The 18,281-nt window shown below is 72.3% G+C and carries 16 protein-coding genes; 5 read left to right on the forward strand and 11 right to left on the reverse strand.

The genetic code is table 11. The features are described from left to right. Window positions 1–40 precede the first annotated feature (40 nt). Window positions 41–1,336 (reverse strand): ABC transporter substrate-binding protein, encoded by a 1,296-nt coding sequence (locus AW270_RS17380; protein WP_061296135.1) that lies wholly within the window; start codon window positions 1,334–1,336, stop codon window positions 41–43. Window positions 1,337–1,498: 162 nt separating this feature from the next. On the opposite strand from AW270_RS17380, the gene AW270_RS17385 reads away from it, so the two are divergent. Beyond that, window positions 1,499–2,521 (forward strand): LacI family DNA-binding transcriptional regulator, encoded by a 1,023-nt coding sequence (locus tag AW270_RS17385; protein ID WP_218009245.1) that lies wholly within the window; start codon window positions 1,499–1,501, stop codon window positions 2,519–2,521. A gap of 72 nt (window positions 2,522–2,593) precedes the next feature. Then, on the forward strand, window positions 2,594–3,241 hold the full coding sequence (locus AW270_RS17390) for an SDR family NAD(P)-dependent oxidoreductase (protein WP_061295396.1): 648 nt from the start codon (window positions 2,594–2,596) through the stop codon (window positions 3,239–3,241). Here the strand turns inward: AW270_RS17390 and AW270_RS17395 are convergent. Together AW270_RS17395 and AW270_RS17400 are read right to left on the reverse strand one after the other, a co-directional pair. Next, entirely contained in the window at window positions 3,220–4,491 is a 1,272-nt protein-coding gene (locus tag AW270_RS17395; RefSeq protein WP_061295397.1) for a BtrH N-terminal domain-containing protein, read from the reverse strand. The genes AW270_RS17390 and AW270_RS17395 overlap by 22 nt on opposite strands. A 206-nt stretch (window positions 4,492–4,697) precedes the next feature. Next, on the reverse strand, window positions 4,698–5,339 hold the full coding sequence (locus tag AW270_RS17400) for a hypothetical protein (protein WP_061295398.1): 642 nt from the start codon (window positions 5,337–5,339) through the stop codon (window positions 4,698–4,700). Window positions 5,340–5,356: 17 nt separating this feature from the next. Between AW270_RS17400 and AW270_RS39580 the strand changes: the two genes are divergently transcribed. Next, window positions 5,357–5,518 (forward strand): hypothetical protein, encoded by a 162-nt coding sequence (locus AW270_RS39580; RefSeq protein WP_169807327.1) that lies wholly within the window; start codon window positions 5,357–5,359, stop codon window positions 5,516–5,518. Here the strand turns inward: AW270_RS39580 and AW270_RS17405 are convergent. The 6 genes from AW270_RS17405 to AW270_RS17430 form a co-directional block, all read right to left on the reverse strand. After that, the gene (locus AW270_RS17405; protein ID WP_061295399.1) at window positions 5,515–6,372 is read right to left on the reverse strand and encodes a spermine/spermidine synthase domain-containing protein; all 858 of its coding nucleotides are present in this window, start codon (window positions 6,370–6,372) and stop codon (window positions 5,515–5,517) included. The genes AW270_RS39580 and AW270_RS17405 overlap by 4 nt on opposite strands. Further along, window positions 6,369–6,749 (reverse strand): adenosylmethionine decarboxylase, encoded by a 381-nt coding sequence (speD, locus tag AW270_RS17410; RefSeq protein WP_061296138.1) that lies wholly within the window; start codon window positions 6,747–6,749, stop codon window positions 6,369–6,371. The genes AW270_RS17405 and speD overlap by 4 nt, the downstream gene beginning before the upstream one ends. A 5-nt stretch (window positions 6,750–6,754) precedes the next feature. Next, window positions 6,755–7,942, reverse strand: a complete 1,188-nt coding sequence (locus AW270_RS17415) for a type III PLP-dependent enzyme (protein ID WP_218009246.1) — start codon at window positions 7,940–7,942, stop codon at window positions 6,755–6,757. 212 nt (window positions 7,943–8,154) lie between these two features. Further along, window positions 8,155–9,876: an MOSC and FAD-binding oxidoreductase domain-containing protein gene (locus AW270_RS17420; protein ID WP_061295401.1), complete on the reverse strand. Its 1,722-nt coding sequence runs from the start codon at window positions 9,874–9,876 to the stop codon at window positions 8,155–8,157. A gap of 18 nt (window positions 9,877–9,894) precedes the next feature. Then, on the reverse strand, window positions 9,895–10,818 hold the full coding sequence (locus AW270_RS17425; protein ID WP_061295402.1) for a pirin family protein: 924 nt from the start codon (window positions 10,816–10,818) through the stop codon (window positions 9,895–9,897). 64 nt (window positions 10,819–10,882) lie between these two features. Beyond that, window positions 10,883–12,112, reverse strand: coding sequence for a hypothetical protein (locus tag AW270_RS17430; RefSeq protein WP_061295403.1), 1,230 nt, complete (start codon window positions 12,110–12,112; stop codon window positions 10,883–10,885). A gap of 189 nt (window positions 12,113–12,301) precedes the next feature. On the opposite strand from AW270_RS17430, the gene AW270_RS17435 reads away from it, so the two are divergent. Together AW270_RS17435 and AW270_RS41800 are read left to right on the forward strand one after the other, a co-directional pair. Beyond that, entirely contained in the window at window positions 12,302–12,862 is a 561-nt protein-coding gene (locus AW270_RS17435) for an RNA polymerase sigma factor (protein ID WP_061295404.1), read from the forward strand. 43 nt (window positions 12,863–12,905) lie between these two features. Further along, window positions 12,906–15,302 carry a LuxR C-terminal-related transcriptional regulator gene (locus AW270_RS41800; RefSeq protein WP_061295405.1) on the forward strand — a complete coding sequence of 799 codons (2,397 nt, stop codon included), beginning with the start codon at window positions 12,906–12,908 and terminating at the stop codon, window positions 15,300–15,302. On the opposite strand, the gene AW270_RS17445 is transcribed toward AW270_RS41800, so the two are convergent. Continuing rightward, entirely contained in the window at window positions 15,284–16,081 is a 798-nt protein-coding gene (locus tag AW270_RS17445; RefSeq protein WP_061295406.1) for an ABC transporter ATP-binding protein, read from the reverse strand. The two genes, AW270_RS41800 and AW270_RS17445, sit on opposite strands and share 19 nt — an antisense overlap. 22 nt (window positions 16,082–16,103) lie before the next feature. Then, a complete protein-coding gene (locus tag AW270_RS17450) occupies window positions 16,104–18,113 on the reverse strand; it encodes a beta-galactosidase (protein WP_061295407.1) in 2,010 nt (669 codons plus the stop codon). Between the last annotated feature and the right edge of the window lie 168 nt (window positions 18,114–18,281).

Consider the following 18,281-nt stretch of genomic DNA (forward strand, 5'->3'; position numbering starts at 1 on the left):
ACGCGCGCCCCGCGGTGCCGGGTCTGCTGGGGCATGGAGGTTACTGGGTCGCCTTGGCGTACTCGTCGTCGAGGAACTCGGCGAACTGCTGGGCGTTCTTCTTGCCGGTGATCAGGTCCTGCACGCCGAGCGCGGCCTTGTCGGCCAGGCCCGGGGGCAGCGCGCCGTCGCCGGCCTCCTGGGAGAAGGCGTCGAAGATCGAGCCGTCGGCCATGCCCTTGGTGTAGATCTCGACGGTCGCGTTGTAGACCGGCCCCATGTCGGCGGGCGGGGTGTAGCCCTTGATCGCCGGGATCGAGCCGTCCTTGCGGACGAACGCGTCGTTGTTCTCCTTGTCCTCGTCGAACGCCAGCGCCCACTTCTTGGCCAGCTCGACGTTCTTCGCGGTCGCGCTCACCAGGGTGCCGCCGCCGGTGAAGGTCGGCGTGACCGGGGAGCCGTCGTCGGTCGGCCACGGGAAGGCCCCGACCTCGAAGGACGGCTTGTTGGCGTCGGCCGAGGTGGCGAACCAGGAGCCCATGGGGTACATGGCGCCCTTGCCGTCGCGGAAGGCCTGCTCGGTGTCGGCGTAGGACCTGCTCAGGCCCGCCGGGTCGATGTACTCGTTCTTCGCCAGGTCCTCGATCTTCTTCGCGGCGGCGACGAAGTCGGGGTCGGTGAACTTGACTTTGCCCTGGGCCCGCTGGAGCAGCCAGTCGGGCGTCTTCTTGTAGACGTCGGTGGCGACCGTGCCGGTCAGCGGGTACATGTCCGCCCAGGTGTCGGCGCCGCCGCCGCCCACGACGAACGGGGTGGTGCCGCCGTCCTTGAGCTTCTTGGAGATGTCGAGAAGCTCCTGGTAGGTCGTCGGCGGCGCGGTGATGCCCGCTTTGGCGAACAGGTCCTTGTTGTAGTAGACAACCGGGATGACCTGCGTGTTGTACGGGAGCTGGTAGACCTTGCCCCCGATGGCCCCCGCCTTCGGCGCGATGAAGTTCTTCAGCTCCTCGTCGGTGAAGGGCGCGAGCTTGCCCGCCTGGGCGAAACCGGCGGGGTTGACCGACTGCAGGATGTCGGGCAGGTTCCCGGCCGCGTCGAGCTGCTTGGCGTAGGCCGTGCGGTCGATGTTGGGCGTCACGAGCTTCTTGATGGTCACCTCGGGGACCTTCGCAGAGGCCCGCGCGATGGCGGCGTCCCAGAACGCCGCGTCCAGGTTGGGCGTCTCGAAGACCAGGAAGCTCAACTCGACCTTCCCGCCCGACGCCGCGGCGCCGCTCTCGGGCTGGGTGGTCTCGCCCACCCCGCAACCGGCCGCCGCCAGCACCGCGGCCAGGCCGAATATCAAAGTTCTGCGCATCAGCACAGCCCTCCTCGTCGCTGATCCGGCTCCCCGAAGCCGATTGAGATAACGTTATCCCGATACCGTAGAGTGTTGCGCGGAGGTTTCAAGAGCGAGGCGGGCAACGAATTGGTCACGGGCCGAATGGCGTCAGCGGGCGATCATGCGCATGATGGGCGGATGCAGGAGAAGCCGAGGCCGCGCAGAGGCCGCAGACCCACCATGGTCGACGTCGCCCGCGAGGCGGGCGTGGCGCTGCGCACGGTCAGCAGGGTCGTCAACGACGACGCGACCGTCGGCGCCGAACTCGTCGAACGGGTCCGCGCCGCCATCGCGAACCTCGACTACCGCCCCGACGAACGGGCCAGGCACCTGCGCCTGGGCGTGACCGGCACCCTCGGCGCGGCGGTCCGCCAGCTGTCCCACGTGAACCCGGTCCTGCGGGCGGTCGAACGCGCCGCCAGGAAGGCCGACCTCATGGTCCTGGCCGCCTCGACCGAGGACGACGAGCAGATCGAGCGCCACGTGGTGGAGTCGATGTGCCGCCGCCGCTTCGACGGCATACTGCTCGAACCCATCGGGGCCGACCACGGCTACCTGGTCCCCGAACTGGCGGCCGGTCTGTCGCTGGTCGCGGTCGACCGCCCGGTCCTGGGCCTCGACGTCGACTGCGTCCTGTCGGACAACGTGGCCGGCATCGAGACGGCCTACTCCCACCTGGTCGCCCACGGCCACCGCCGCATCGCCTACATCGGCGACGACGAGCGCATCTTCACCGCGCAGGAACGCGCCACCGCGTTCCGGGCGTGCGTCCGGGCGAGCGGCGGCGCGGCCGACCACATGATCCACACGGGCCCGATACTGCCCGACCGCATCCAGGCCGCCCTGGAGAGCGCCCTGTCGGGCCCCGGCGCGGCCACGGCGATCATCACCGGGAACGCGACACTGAGCGTCGAGATCGTCCGCCGCTTCCGCGACCGGTCCGACGACGTGGCCGTCGTCGGGTTCGACGACTCGGAACTGGCGACCCTGCTCCGCCCCGACCTGACGGTGGTCGCCCAGGACGACGCCGCGATCGGCGACACGGCCATCACGATGCTCCGCAACCGGATCGCCGACCCCGCCACGCCCGTCCGGAAGGTCACCGTCCCGGTGACCCTGCGCCCCCGGGGATCCGGCGAGACCCCACCCAAATCAGCCTGACCGGCACCTTCGGCTTGACCGTCCCCCGGGGATGAGCCCTTCAGACCGTCCGTGGGAGAAGGGGAGACGCAGGTGCCCTCAGCAGTCGTCATCGGGGCCGGTCCGGGAATCGGCCAGGCCGTGGCCCGCCGGTTCGCCCGCGAGGGATACGCCCTCACCCTGATCACCCGGAGCGAGAGGACACTGCGGGCGGCGGCCGAAGCGGTGGGCGCGCCCTCGACCCTGGTGGCCGACAGCACCGACGAGGAGGCGCTGCGCCGCGCGCTCGACGAGGCGGCCGACCGCCACGGCCTGCCCGACGTGGTGGTCTACAACGCCGCGATCGTCCGCACCGACGGCCCCGGAGACCTGTCGGTCGAGGAGCACAAGAACGCCTGGGCGGTCAACGTGGTCGGCGCCCTGGTCGCCGCCGCCCACGTGGCCCCCGCCATGGCCGAGCGCGGCAGCGGCACCTTCCTCGTCACCAGCGGCATGCCGAAGCCCGACCCCCGCCGGGTCAGCCTCTCGCTCGGCAAGGCCGGCGTCCGCGCCCTGGTCACGCTGCTCGACGCGGAGTGGGGCGGCCGAGGGGTCCACTTCGCCAGCGTCACCGTGGCCGGCGCCGTCGCCCCGGGCGGCGCCTTCGACCCGGACGACATCGCCGGCCACTACTGGCGTCTCCACACCCAGCCGCGCGGGGAATGGCAGGGCGAGGTTCTCTACACGGGCCGCCCCGGCTGACCAACCGGCGGCAGCGCCTCGCGGAGGGCCGCCACGGCGGCGGTCTCCGCGTGGTGAATGGTCGCGAGCCGCTCGCTCAGCGCCGGGAAGAAGCCGGGCGAGGGAGGGATCGCCTCCGCTTTCAGCGCCCACAGCTCCCGGGCCGCCGCCTCGGCGTCGGCCGTGCCGGACGAGCCCTCGGCCACGGCCGCCCGGATCGCCACGAGCAGCTCCCGCACCCGCCGGTTCTCCGCCTCGGGGAGCGCCGTCTCGGCGAAGTCGTGCCACAGCCCGTGGATGCGCCGGAACTCGGCCGCGAGGTCGTGCAGCGGCAGACCGAGCAGGTCCCCGGCCTCGGCCAGGCCGTCGGCGAACAGGTCGCGGTGGTTGCCGCCGTCGCTGCCGACCGGCTCGACCGCCTCCCACGCCGACAGCATCGCGCCCGCCAGCCCGCGCCCCCCGGCGAACACCTTCGGCCAGCCCTTCGCCGCCGACCCGTCGACGACCGTGCGGCTCCACTTGCGCCACGCCGGCAGCGAGAACGAGTCGGAGGAACCGCTGAGATGCTCCGCGCAGTCGCGCAGCCCGGCCAGCACCGCCTCCTCCAGGTCGGGCTTGGCCGGGGTGATGGCGTGGAGCATGTTCCTGTACGACCCCACCCGCGCCCGCGCCGCGTCCAGCCGTTCCCGCTCGACCCGCAGCGGGGCGAGGTTGCGGTCGTCGACGTAGACCCCGCCCTCGTCCTCCCGGTAGACGACCACGGGATGCCCGCCGTGTCCGTCGAGGTGGGCGGGGAGGTGCCAGTAGCCGATGTGGAAGCGGTCGGGCAGCACCACGCACGCCCGCCCGGCGGCCAGCTCGGCCGACAACCGCGCCGACGCCCCCTTGGCCCCGCCGGTCAGGTGGACGTCGAAGGGCACCCCGAGCCGGGTCAGCGTGGTGTCCATCCACTTCAGCGGATACTGCCACCGGTTCCGGAACCCCAGCACGAGGGTGGCGGCGTCGTCGCGCTTGAACTCCCACAGGATGTAGCCCGCGCCGATCCCTCCCCCGGCCACGTAGACCAGCGGCTCGCTGACGGGGAACCCGCCGTTGCGCAGGATGCCGGCCACCGCGGCCGAGGCGGAGTGACGCCCGCCGTGGAGGGTCCAGCCGTGGTCGGTCTCGGGCCCCGTCGCGCCGGCGACGTGGGTGCGGGCGGTGGTGTAGCTCTCGCCCGTCTTGGCCATCCGCGCCCGGATGCGCGCCTTGAGCTGCTTCTTCCCGGTCATGACGACTCCATCGCGGCCCACGCCGGCACCCGGCCCACGCCCGCGATGTCCGGCCCAGCCGCTTCGGTTCTCGCCAGATGAACGGGATCCGCCGCGCTCCAGAGGCGATGATGTCCCCTTTGCCCCCGCGAACGACGGGCCGCGTGGAGACCCGCTGAAGGAGGTTGGGCGGTGGAGCCCGCCATCGCCGAACCTACCGCGCGGGGTCAGGTCTTCGGAAGGTCGACCTTCGGGATCTCGACCGCGATCTCGTCGCCCAGCCGGTAGCCCGTCGCCAGGTCGAGCCGGTCGCCGCTCCAGAAGCGGCCCGGGTCGTACCAGTTGGCCGCCTTGCGGCCGGTCAGCAGCCCCATCGCCTCGTAGGTCACCGCGACCACCTCGGCGCAGTAGGCCGACTCCAGCGCCATGTCCCGCGACCGCCGCGACGGCAGCCGTCCCCGCATCCACCGCCCGGCCAGCCGCGCCGTCGAGGGGAAGGGGGTGCCGTCGAGGCGGGCGATCGTCTGGAGGACCGCGTCCTCCATCTCGCGGGTCACGTCGGGCTGGAGCTGGCGGAGCCAGCCGCGCTGGCCGTACCTGTTCGACCACGTCGTCACGGCCTCGCGCAGGTCGTGGAGCTGCACGCCGCGCTGGCGCGTTCCCGTCCACATGTCGACGAGGGACTTGCCCAGCTCGGCGTGCCACATCAGCGGCGGGAGGTCTTCGATGACGACGGACATCCCCACGTGGTTCACCGGGCTGTTGGTCGTCATCTGGATGGCCCGGTCGGGGACCGAACGGCCGCGGAAGACCCAGACGTCTCCGGTCCGGGTCTGGGTCAGCGCTTCGTCGAGGGTGATGCCGCTCATATCGGTAACCTAAGCACATGCGCTGGTGGAAAATCCTGGGCCTGGCCGCGTTCGCCGGGGTAGCGGCAGGCGGAGTCGTCGCGGTGCGCGCGGAGCGCCGCCGCCGGGCCTACACCCCCGAGGAGATCCGCGACCGGCTCCGCGAACGGACGGCCGAGATCCCCTCCGAGGTCCCCTAACCCCGCAGCGAGCGGGGCGGCACGGTGTTGCCGGTCAGGGCCGCGTCGTCGATCGAGACGGGGCGGTAGGGCAGGCGCTCGAGGCGCTGGCGCATGAGGCCGACCGGGTCGGCCAGGGTGTCGGCGCGGGCGCTGACGAACGCCCACTCGTGCTCGTCGGAGCCGTAGTAGACCACCGACGGGAACGCCTGGGTGAAGCGGTCCCAGGAACGGCGCAGCGTGTCGTTGCGCCACATCGTCATGCAGCCCGCCTGGGTCGAGACGACGCCGCCGGGCGCCAGCGCCTTGCGGCACATCTCCAGGAACGGGGTTCCGTAGAGGCGGTCGTGCTGCGCGTCGCCCTCGGGGCTCTCGTCGGGGAGGTCGACCACGATGACGTCGTAGCCGGCGGCCGACTCCAGGAAGGCGTAGCCGTCCTCGTAGAGCATCCTGATCGGGCCGGTGGCCCGCTCGGCGGCGGCGAGGTCGGCGACGGTGTAGCCGTAGGGCAGGTGGTCGGCGCAGATGCGGACCGCCCGCCGGTCGATGTCGACGTGGTCGACGGCCTGGGCGCCGGCGGCGACCAGGATCTGGCAGGCGACGCCCTCGCTCGACCCGATGACCAGGCAGCGGTCGAGGCGGTCGGCGAGCAGGGCCGGCGGGATGACCAGGGCCTCGTGGTAGACGAGCTGGCTGAACTCGGTCGACTGGCGCTCGCCGCCGCAGAACAGGCTCGCGCCCTGTTCGGTGACGGCGACGACGACGTCCTGGAACGGGGTGGCCTCCTCGTGGAGGACCTCGTCGACCCGCCAGAGCCGGCGCGTGCCCCGGGTCGTCGGCTCGTCGATCCACAGGTGTCCGTCGTGCTGGATCACAGGGGTACCTCCACCCGCTGGCCGCCCCTGCCGATGATCCTGGTCGTCACCCGGCCGGGGGTCAGCTCGGCGGCCAGAACGCTCACGGCCTTCCGGGGGTCGGCCCGGTCACCGCAGGTGAAAACGTCGACGAACGCAGCTCGGTGCTGGGGATAAGTGTGCAACGAGGCGTGCGACTCGGCCAGCAGGGTCAGCACGGTGACCCCCTGGGGGACGAAACGGTGGGAGACCACCTCCATGACGGTCGCCCCCGACTCCTTCATGGCCCTGGGCAGCAGGGTGCGTAACAGCGACTCGTCGTCGAGGAGCGCCGGGTCGGCGTCCTCGAACTCGACGATGACGTGGATGCCGCTGAAGCGGCCGATCTGCGCGGTCATGGTCATCAGCCCGGCACGCAGAAGGTCGGCAGCGCGGGCAGGCCGTTGACGGCGGCGCAGGAGTAGCTGGAGGTGTAGGCCCCCGCGTCCATGACCTCGACCGGGTCGCCCGGGGCGAGCGACAGCGGCATGGCGTAGTCGGTGTGCTTGTAGAGCACGTCATCGCCGTCGCTGGTCGGCCCGGCCAGCACGACGGGCCCGTCGGGGCCGAAGCCCGACGGGGCGTGGATGCGGTAGGCGATGGTGTCGTTCTCCGTCTCCACCAGGCCGTTGTAGCGGCCGACGTCGAGGAACACCCACCGGCGGGGATCCGCCGGCACTCCCCCGCGCACCGCGACCACTTCCGCGCGGATCATGCCAGCCGGGCCGACGAGGGATCGGCCGGGCTCGATGACCAGTCGCGGGCGCTCACGCGGTTCGAAGTGGCGGGCGAGGGACAGGTCGACCGCCCGCGCGAACTCCTCGGGCGAGGCCGACTGTTCGCGGTAGGAGATCGGGAAGCCCCCGCCGATGTCGATCACGGGTAACCGGACGCCCTCGGGCTCCAGCATCTTGGCGATCTTGGCGGCGGCGGCGATCCCGGCGTCCCAGGCGGCGAGGTTGCGCTGCTGGGAGCCGACGTGGAACGTGACACCCTGAGGCCGCAGACCGCGGTCGGCGGCCTCCGCGAGCATCTCCGGCGCGGCCTCCTCGGGGCAGCCGAACTTGGCCCCGAACGGCATCGCGGCGGCCGGCGGCGTCACCTGGATGCGGCAGAAGACCTTCGAGCCGGGCGCCTCGACGATGATGTTGCGCAGGTCGCCGGGGTTGTCGAAGGCGAACGTGCGGACGCCGCGCTCGTAGGCGGCGGCCACGTCGGAGCGCTTCTTCACCGGGTTGCTGAACGACAGCCTGGACGCGGGCACCCCGCGCGCCAGGCAGAGCTCGATCTCGGCGAGGCTGGCGACGTCGAAACCGGCGCCGAGACGGGCGAACGTGGTGATGACGCCGGGTGCGGCGTTGGCCTTGACCGCGTAGAGGATCTCGGCGCCGATGAACGCCAGGCTCATCGCGCGGTAGGTCGACTCCAGTGTCGGCAGATCGATGAGCAGGCAGGGACTGGGCGTCTCGTGACGGTCGGCGAAGGCGCGCAGCCGCACTGCGGCCCCCTCCATCGCGCCCTCGACACGTCGAGTGAGAGTCAGGTCTGGCACGGCTCCCCCTTACTTTCCGTGGTATATCGCCCACCGAAAGTAGTCATAGAGAACGCCTAATGACCATAACCTGAAGGTGACACGGACCTTACTTAGCGAATTGGTAGAGCGACACGGTTTTAACCCTGTGGCGAGAAGGGCAGAAGACAAGATTGCCGTCCACCCAAAGCCCGAAATTTCACCACATGTGTGCTCTTGGTCTCTCGGTGTGACTACATGTCCAGCACCACGGCCTCCCCGACGGGCGTGGAACAGCAGATCAGCGCGTCCCCCGGCGCGGGCGGTTCGAGCGGTTCGGTCCGATAGCCGATCTCACCGGCGAGCAGCCCCGTCACGCACGTGTGGCACACCCCCGTCCGGCACGACCAGCGCGCCGGCACGTCGCAGGCCTCGGCGAGCTCCAGCAGGCTGGCGTACTCCTCGCTCCACCGCACGGTCAGCCCGCTGCGCGCGAAGGTGACCTCCGGCCCGGTCCCCTGGCCGGCGGGCGGATGCGGCCGGACCTGCCGGGAACCCACGACACCGGGGTTGACAGCGGCCAGCGTGCCGAACAGTTCGGTGTGCACCCGCGACGCCGGAAGCCCGGCCCCGACCAGCGCGTCGGTCACCGCGCTCATGAAGCTCGACGGGCCGCATATATAGGCGTCGGTGTCGGCGGGCAGCCCCAGCTCGGCCAGCCGCTGGGCCGTTGGCCTGCCGATCTCCCCGCCGGGCGGCAGCTGCGCGCCGGGTTCGGGGGCGGTGAAGAAGACGTGCCGGCGCGCACCGGGGATCTCGCCGAGCAGCGCGCTCACCTCGTCGGCGAACACCTGTGATCTGACTGTACGAGTAACGTGCAGCCACCAGACCCCCCGATGAGCCCCCGTTTCAGCTCCCGTTTCAGCCAGGGTGTGGAGCATGGCCAGCACAGGGGTGACCCCGATCCCGGCGGAGATCAACGCCACCGTCGACGACGCGTCGGCCAGGGTGAAGTCGCCCCGGGGCGCGGCGACCTCCAGCGTGTCGCCCTCGGCGACCCGGGAGTGCAGGTATCCACTGACGTCGCCGCCGGGCTCGTGCTTGACCGTGATTCGATAGCCGGACGATCCAAGCGACAGCGAGTAGCTGCGCACGGTGCCGCCGGGGATCCGCACCGTCAGGTACTGGCCGGGCAGCGCCACCGGCAGCGCCGAACCGTCGGCGGCGCCGAGGTAGAAGGAGACGGTGTCCTCGCTCTCCCGCCGCACCCGCGTGACGACGAGTGACCGGAACCCCGCCCACGCGGGCCGCGCCACCGGCCGGGCCGCCAGCATCTCGCGGAAGGACCCCTGCCAGCCGGGGCTGAGCGCGGGGTTGTCCAGCGCGGCCCGCAGCCGGGCGGGATCGCGCGGGCCGGGGAGATAGAGGAGCGCGTCGGCCTCCGCGACGGAGACCTCCCCCGCCCCGGCCGACAGGCGCTCGATCTCGTTCCCGGCCTCGACGACGCCCTCGGTGATCACCCGCAGGTAGAACCCGGGCCGCCGGTGGCCGACCAGGAGCGAGGCCATCTCCGGCACGCCCAGCCGCATCCCCACCCGGAAACAGGTGACGCGCGGCTGGGTGACCTCGAACACGGCGCTGCCGATGCGGTAGCGGTCGCCGATGCAGACCCGGTCGTCGGGCAGCCCCTCGACGGTGAAGTTCTCCCCGAAGTGCCCCGGCACGAGGTCGTCGCGGCCGAGGTGACGACGCCAGTGGTCATAGGAGTCGGCCTGGTAGACCAGCACGGCCCGCTGCTCGCCGCCGTGCCCGTTCAGATCGCCCTGGCCGTCGCCGTCGAGGTTGAGCCGCCGCACCCGCCGCGGCCCCTCGACACTGGTCTTCCAGATGCCCGTGTGGACGGTGCGGCCCTCCCACGGCACGTCTTTGGGCAGGCCGACGTTGACCGACAGCAGTTTTCCGACAATTCCCCCCATACCGGAAACCTACCCGGCTCAGCGCTCGCGGCCCCGGGGCTTCAGCCGGAGAGAGGGCAGGTCAGGGGCGCGGAGCGGATCACCGTCGTAGCCGGGCACCGGGCCGAGGGCGCCCTCGCCCCACGACCGCCGGAACTCGACGATCTCGTCGTGCGACCGGCCGACGAAGTTCCACCACATGACGATCCGCTCCTCGAACGGCTCGCCACCGAGCAGCAGCAGCCGGGCGTCGCCCGCGAGGTCCACCGAGGAGCGGCCCGCGCCCAGGTAGAGCAGCGGCCCCGGCTCCAGCGCCGTCCCGGCGACCCGCGCCGTCCCCGACAACACGAGCGCGGCGTACTCCCAGGCGGGCTTCAGCGGCAGCCGCGCGGGCGCGGTCACCACGATCTCGGCCCCCACGATGGGCGTGTGGACGGTGGCGGGCGAGGCCATCCCGCCCAGGTCCCCCAGCAGGACGGTGACCGAGCAGCCGGGCTCGCTGAGCACGGGCAGATCGGGATGGTGCTCGAAGGCGGGGGCGATCTGCCGGGCGGCCTCCGGCAGGGCGACCCAGAGCTGGGCGCCGTGCAGCCGCCCGTAGTCGGACTGCTCGGAGTGGGCGATCCCGCGACCGGCGGTCATCAGGTTGAGCTGCCCCGGCTTGATCACCTGCTCGCTGCCGAGGGTGTCGCGGTGCAGCACCTCGCCCTCGACGAGCCAGCTCACCGTCTGCAACCCCGTGTGCGGGTGGGGCGGCACCGTCATCGCGGCCGGTTCGGGGCCGTAGGCGTCGGCGAAGCACCAGGCCCCGACCATCCGCCGCCCGGCGGTGGGCAGCGTGCGGGTGACCTTCATCCCCCGGGTCCCGCCGAGGACCACGTCCCGGCCGGTCAGCAGCTCGGGTTCCCCCGGGCCCTCGCCGCCGCAGACGGCCTCGCGGGGGTCGTTCTCGAGGTTGCTCATGTTCGGAAACCTACCGAAAAGGGCCCCGCTCGGACGAGCGAGGCCCTGATCAGAGAGGTGGGTGCTACCCGACGTGGCTGCCGTTCACCGACAGGACCTTCTCGGCCGGCGGGATCACCGGGAACTGGCCGGTGTCGACGATGCCGTGCTCCAGGTAGGCGGCCTCGATGAGCGCGTGGGCCTTGGCCTCCAGCTTCCAGAGGGAGCGGAACTCCTTGCACATGTCGATCGGGACGCCGGTCTCCCGGGCGATGTCGGCCGCGCGGGGCACGAAGCGCTCCTCGATGGCCTGGTCCCAGTAGGCGCGGGCGGCCTTGATCCACGAGGCGCGCTGCATGGTGTCGACGGGGGCGATGGCCGGGCGGCGCTGCTCGTCCTCCTCGTCGGCGGGGGCCAGCAGGGCGCGGACGGCGAGGGCCTGCTGCGGCGGCTCGGGCTCCCACGGGACCGGCGGGTGGAGGTCGAGCAGGGCGCTGGTGTTGAACAGCGCGCCGATCTGGGAGAGCAGCGCCTCCTGGCGCTCGCTGTCGTTGGCCAGGCCGGTGTGCTCGACGGCCTGGTCCATCGCGCGGTCGAGGCGGGCCAGCGCGACGCGCATGCGGCGCTCGGACGCGCCGGTCTCGCGCAGGTGCCGGGCGCGCTTGGCGGCCAGGGCGACCCGGGTGAGGCGGCGGTGGGCGTCGACGTCGCTGGCGGTGCGGTCGCTCGACTCGGCCAGGCCGAGGCGGACCATCGCGCGCTCGGGGGTGAGCCGCCAGTGGATGCGGTGACGGCCGGTGAGGCGGACCCGCTCGATGGCCATGCCGCGCTCCCACAGCCAGGCGGCGACCAGCGGGGCGGCCAGGCGGAAGATCGCCTCTGCGACGCTGGCGGCGTCCATCGCGGACAGCACGGCCGACAGGCAGGTGAGCACCCAGACGGCCAGGCCGTCGATGCCGGCGGCGTAGTTCTCGCGCATGTTGCGGCGGGCGCGCACGGCGCTCGTGATGACGGCGACCTCGATGAACGCGAAGAGCAGCAGCCGCAGCGGGCCGTCGAAGCCCAGCACGTCACCGGCGAACTGCCACATGCCCTGGGCGGACACCCCCGTGGCGATGCTCGCGGCCACCACGGTCAGGATGTCCTCGGTCGGGCGGGGCGCGACGTAGTTGCGCCAGATCCGGCCGGCTCCGCGCCAGACGGCGCGTAAGACATAAAGAAGGATGACGAGCGCCACCAGGGCGAAGACGGCGATGATCGCCGCGCCGACGGGGTTGGCGGAGACCCAGCCGGAGATCTCTTCGAATTCAGGCATACGGAACCATCAATCTCGGCGTCCGACGGTATAACGACGCGATCATTCCAGAATGTCGCGTGCCATGCGCGTGAAACCCCTGTGACAGCGGGGAAATCGGTGATTCCAGCCTCCTGCGGAGGGTGGTCATATCGAGTACCGAACCGGGTGTAACCGGTGTTAGATGGCCCTCGTCGGAGGAGGACACCCATGGACGTCGCCGACCTCGTCAAAGGGGCCGCGGGTGGGGACGAGGCGGCCTGGAACGCTCTCGTGGCCCGGTTCACCGGGCTGCTGTGGGCGGTGACCGCCGGGTTCGGGCTGGGCGACGACGACCGGCGCGACGTCGTCCAGGAGGCCTGGTTACGGCTGGCCGAGCGGCTCGACCGCATCGAGCAGCCCGACAAGGTCGGCGGCTGGCTGGCCACGACCGCGCGGCGCGAGGCGCTGAGGCTGGCCAAGGCCGCCGGGCGGGTGACCCCGGCCGGCGACGACTTCATGGGCGAGGTCCGCTCCCCCGACCGCACGCCCGAGCAGGTCCTCCTCGACGCCGAACAGGCCGCGCTCGACGCGGCGCGGGCGACCCGGCTGCTGGCGGCGTTCGAACAGCTCGGCCAGCGCTGCCGCGACCTGCTGCGGATCCTGTCGGCGACGCCGCCGCCCAGCTACCTGGAGATCGCGGCCACCCTCGACATGCCGGTCGGCAGCATCGGCCCGACCCGCGCCCGCTGCCTGAAGTCCCTGCGCGCGAAACTCGGCGACCCCGAGTAGGTATCAGGATCGGCCGGTCACCCTCCTACCTTCCGTGACAATCGTGTCTGAACTGAGGGCCTCCTTCGTCGGACGTGACCGCGAACGGGCCGCCCTCGACGCATGCGCCGCGCGGGCCCGCTCGGGCCGCCCCGAGCTGGTCCTGGTCGACGGCCCGCCGGGCGTGGGCAAGACCGCCCTGGTCCGGGGCGCGCTGACCGGTTTCAGGGTGCTCGCCGCGAGCGGCGATCCCCTCGAAAGCTCCTTTCCTTACGGCTTCGCCCAGCAGTGGCTCCACGACGAACCGGCCGGTGACCCGGTAGAGGTGGGCGCCCGGCTGCTGGGCGCGCTCACCTCGTCGCCGGAGCCGGTGGCCCTGGTCGCCGACGACGCGCAGTGGGCCGACCTCCCCTCGGTCCAGGCGCTGGCGTTCGCGCTGCGCCGCCTGCACACCGGAGCCGCGCTGGTCGTCGTGGTCACCCGCGACGAGCCGCCCGACGGGCTGCGGCGGCTGCTGCGGGACGCGACCCGGCTGTCGCTGACCGGCCTGAGCGAGGACGAACTGGGCGAGCTCGCGGCGCACGTCTGTCCCGTCCCTCTCGGGCCCGCCGCGCTGGCCCGGTTGCGCGCGCACACCGGCGGCTCCCCGCTGCACGCCGAGGCGCTGCTCCGGCAGGCGCCCGAGGTGCTGGCCGACCCCATGGGGTTCCTGCCCGCGCCCCGGGGTTACGCGATGGACGTACAGGACCGGCTCTCGGCTCTCGACGAGAAGACCCGCGCGCTGGTGCGGGCGGCGAGCGCGCTCGGCGGGGAGTGCCCGCTCTGGCAGGCCGAACGGCTGGCCGGGACGCCCGACGCGATCCTGCTGCTCGACGAGGCGGTGGCGGCCGGTCTGCTGGTCCACCGGCTCGGCGGCGGGGAGCTGCTGGTGGCCTTCCCCGACCCGCTGACCAGAGCGGCGGTCTATGAAGGGCTGCGGCCGTGCGAGCGGGCGCGGCTGCACCTGGACGCCGCCGCGATCTGCCCCGACCCGGTCGACCGGCTGCGCCACCGGATCAGCGCCCTCTCGCGGGCCGACGACGCCTTCGCCCAGGAGGTGGCCGCCTTCGCACGGGAGCAGGGGGCGGCCGGGAACTGGGAGGTGGCGGCCGACCACCTGGAGCGGGCCGCCCGGCTGACCGCCTCCGCGCCGGGCCGGGGGGTGCTGCGGGCCGAGGCGGTGCACGCGCTCCTGCTCGCCGGTCAGCCCGGCCGGGCCGCCGAACTGGCCCGGGAGCCCAACGCCCACCAGGGCGCGCGGGCCTTCGCGGCGGGCATCGTCGCGGAGGCGTGCGGAGACGTGGAGCGGGCCCGGGGACTGCTCGACCTGGCGTGGCGTCACCGGGAACCGGCCCTCGCGGGGCCGATCGCCACCGCCCTGGCCCGGCTCTCCCTGTCCGGGGGGCACTGGGCGGAAGGGCACCGGTGGGCGTCGCGGGCGTCCGGCGCGGGAGCGGGCTTCGTCCGGATGGTGGCGCTGTTCGCCGTCGGGCAGCGGGACGAGGTTCTCCATGCCCCGCTGCCGGACCCGGCGGTGGCCTCCCCCGCGGACCTCGATCTCCTGACCGGCCGGGCCGCCGTGCGGTTGTGGACGGGCGATGCCGCGGGCGCGCTGACAGACCTGCGCGGGGCCTCCGGCGAGGTGGCCGGCGCGCTGCGCTGTCTCGCCGAGGTGCGCACCGGCGCGTGGGACGAGGCGCTCACCCACGCGACGGGCACCTGGACGGCGCCGTTCACGGCCGCGGCCCAGGCGATGGTTCACGCCGCACGGGGGGAGGTCGGCAAGGCGCGCACGCTGCTCTCGGGCCGGGGAACGGTCGGTGAGCCGGCGCGGGCGTTCCTCGACACGGTGGCGGCTTTCGCGGATCAGGTCGAGAGGGGAACCCCGAATGCCGAAATATCGCCCCACACCGGATTCGGCTCGTCTGCCCGGCTGTCGCTCTCCGCTTTCTGGCCCGGCCTCGGCGAGGGTGACGCCCGAGCACAGCTCCGCCCGAGGGACGCGGCACAGGTGACCGCGCTGTTCGAGGAGGGGCTCCGCTCCCCCGATCCGTTCGAGCGGGCGCGGGCCGAGTTCGCCTTCGGGGCCCATCTGCGCAGGTCGGGGCGGCGTACCGAGGCGGCGGCCCATCTGCGGGCGGCCTGCGACGGGTTCGGGAAGCTGGGGGCGTTGCCGTTCCTGGAACGGTCCACCCAAGAGCTGGCGGCGTGCGGGCGGTCGAACGACGCGCTGACGGCCCAGGAGAACACCGTCGCCGGGCTGGTGGTGGCCGGGCTGACCAACAAGGAGATCGCCCGCCGGATGGCGCTCAGCGTGAAGACGATCGAGTATCACCTGTCGAACGTGTTCGCGAAGCTGGGGGTGTCCTCCCGGACCGCTCTGGTCGCGCTGCTGGTGCGGGGTCAGCCGCGCCGGGCGTAGTAGCGGCCGTCGTGGCGGTCGACCCGCAGGGGGCGGCCGAAGCACTCCGACAGGTGCTCACCGGTCAGCGTCTCCTCCACCGGACCGCCGGCCAGCACCCGGGCGTCGCGCATGAGCAGCGCGTGGGTGGTGGTCGCGGGGACCTCCTCCAGGTGGTGGGTGACCAGCACGGTCGCCAGGCCGGGGCGGGCGGCCAGGTCCTCCAGCGCCTCGATCAGGTCCTCGCGGGCGGGCAGGTCGAGCCCGGCGAAGGGCTCGTCGAGCAGCAGGATCTCCGGGTCGGCCATGAGGGCGCGGGCCACCCGGACGCGGGCGCGTTCGCCCTGGGAGCAGACGACGAAGAGGCGGTCGGCCAGGTCCTTGCAGCCCAGGTCGGCGAGGAGGGCCTCGGCCTTGGCGCGCTCGGCCGGGCCGTACTGCTCCCAGAGGGGGGCGCTGGTGCCGGAGTGGCCGGTCAGGACGACGGTCCTGGCGGTCGCGCCCTCCTCCTCCAGCAGCGACTCGTCGACCAGGCGCTGGCTGGCCGCCACCAGGCCGATGTGGCGGCGCAGCTCCCGCAGGTCGACCTTGCCGAGCTGCTTCCCCAGCACGTGGGCGGTGCCGGAGGTGGGGTGGCGGACGGTCGCGGCGACCGACAGCATCGTGGTCTTCCCGGCGCCGTTGGGGCCGAGCACCACCCAGTGCTCGCCCTTCCGGACCGTGAGGTCCACGTCGGAGACCAGCGCGCGGCCGACCACGCGGACGCTCACCCCGTGGAGTTCAAGCGCGGATTCGTTCATCCGCACAGGATGTCAGGGCGTTTCAGGACACCCGGAACCGGCCTCCCACCCGGTCGAGGTCGGCGGGGTGGTCGGCGATGTGGATGCGGTCGCCGTCCTTCACCCCGGCCGGGACGGCCGAGTCGAGGTAGGTGTTGATTCCTTTGACCAGGAAGTCGTCGAGCCGTCCGTCGACGAGCCGGAGCAGCGCCGCGCCGCCCTTGGCGGTGATCAGCTCGATCGTGCGGCCGTCGAGTTCGAGGCAGACGGCGCCCTCGTGGTCGCTCTGGGTCAGCACGGTCAGGTAGGCGACGTCGCGGTCGGGGTGGACGCGCAGGTAGGCGTCGGCGTGGCCGTGGGTGACCCGGACCCGGGACTCGGCGGCGGCGGGCTCCGAGGGGAGGGCGTCGGCGAGGACCGTACAGGGATTGAGATGTTCGTCGAGGGTCGGCGCCGGGCCGTCGACGACGACCGAGCCGCCGCCGGCGATGTGCGCGGCCAGCAGCGCCTGCACGTGGCGGTGCATGAACGGGCCGCCCGGCACGGTCACGGTCCCGTGGACCGCGAGGCTCTCGACGGTGGCGCTCTGGAGTTCCACCAGCGCGTAGTCGGTGCCCTCGGCGCGGTGGCGCTCGTGGTAGGCGCGCAGGGAGCGGCCGAGCTGGGGAGCCTGCGAGCCCTCGGGAGAGAAGGCGGCGATCCCGGCGTAGGGCAGGTAGAGGCCGTAGGCGCCGGCGCGCTCGGGGCGGGACTCCAGGAACTCCGCGCCGTGCAGCGCCAGGAAGTCCGACATCGACTTCAGCGTGTGGGCCTTGGGGGTGGCCTCGCCGTTCTCGTCGATGGGGGCGCAGTCGGGGTAGGGCGACTCGTGCAGGCTGTCGAGCTCGTCGGTCCAGCCGGCGGTGTTGACGCCGGTGTAGACGTTGAACCCGGTCGCGCCGGCCGCCAGCGCCAGCAGCGTCTGGTGGTAGGAGGTCGCGCCGTCGGCGTAGGCGGGGTCGTAGAGCTTGGAGAAGCCCCAGTTCTCCTCCAGGTTCGGGCCGGGGGCGCGCTTGGCGGCGGTGACGTAGCGGGCGTGGGAGTCGCGGTTGGCCGAGACGACGCCCATCCAGTTGGTGAAGCCGTAGTGGATGCCGTCCCACATCTCCGGCCGGACGCGGGCCAGCCAGTCGTCGAACGAGTGGTGGTGCTCGGCGGGCGGGTTGAGGTTCACGACCACCGGGACGCGCGGGCCGACGGCGGCGCTCCAGCGGTGGTAGACCTCGGCCAGGTATTCGGCGTGGAAGCGTCCCCAGTCGGAATAGGTCTGCAGCTCCTCCGATCGCGCAGGCCCGGTCCACTCCCTCGGGGGCTCGACGTCCGACCAGTCGTCGACCGCGACGGCGTGGACCCGGTTGTACTCCTCGACGGTGCCGTACCACTCCTTCACCCGCTCGCGGTAGAAGGCCAGCGCCGAGGGGCTGTAGTCGTAGGCGCTCAGCGGCAGCGCGCCGTTGGTGTAGATGCCCTCGTTGGCGATCTGCATCAGGATGATCGGGCCGTTCGGCCAGGTCGCCGGGTCGATGACCTCCTTGCCGGCGGCGTTCAGCCACTGGGTGACCCAGCTGTCGAACAGCGGCGCCAGCGGCGCGGGCAGCGGTTCGCCGAGCCAGTCGGAGCTCGCCCCGGTCGCGTCGAGCACCGCCTCGATCGCGGGGTTGTTCCTCGGGCACACCCAGTCGGGCAGACCGCCGTAGTTGGTCTCGGCGTGGATGAACGGCCCGGGTTTGGCGACCACCCGGAGATCGAGCTCGTGGCAGAGCGCCAGGAATCCCACCACGTCCCGGTTGCCCTGGCTCTCGCCGGCGAAGTCGGGCGGCCCGTCGGGCGTCGGCTGGTGGTGCCGCCACGGGAGGTAGCAGGTGATCACGCGGATGCCCAGCTCGTCCCGGATCGCGATGAGCCGGTCGCGCCACACGGAAGGGTCGTCCCGGTAGTAGGGATAGTCGGCCGTTACGAGCACCTGCGGCTCGCCGTCGATGACGGTCACCCCGTCGCGGACCTCGATGGCCACGCTCACTCCTTCGCTGGAACACCCAATTGCTCTAATACATAGTCTATATCTTGAAAAAAGTCACCCACGGATCATTGGTAACGCTCCGACCACGGAGGATGACTTATTTTTGGCTCTGATCTAACATGGGCGCAGACGTGGGGGAAGGAAGATCATGGTGAGGCCCGA

This window comes from Herbidospora cretacea (genome assembly GCF_001570605.1).
Classification (GTDB): domain Bacteria; phylum Actinomycetota; class Actinomycetes; order Streptosporangiales; family Streptosporangiaceae; genus Herbidospora; species Herbidospora cretacea.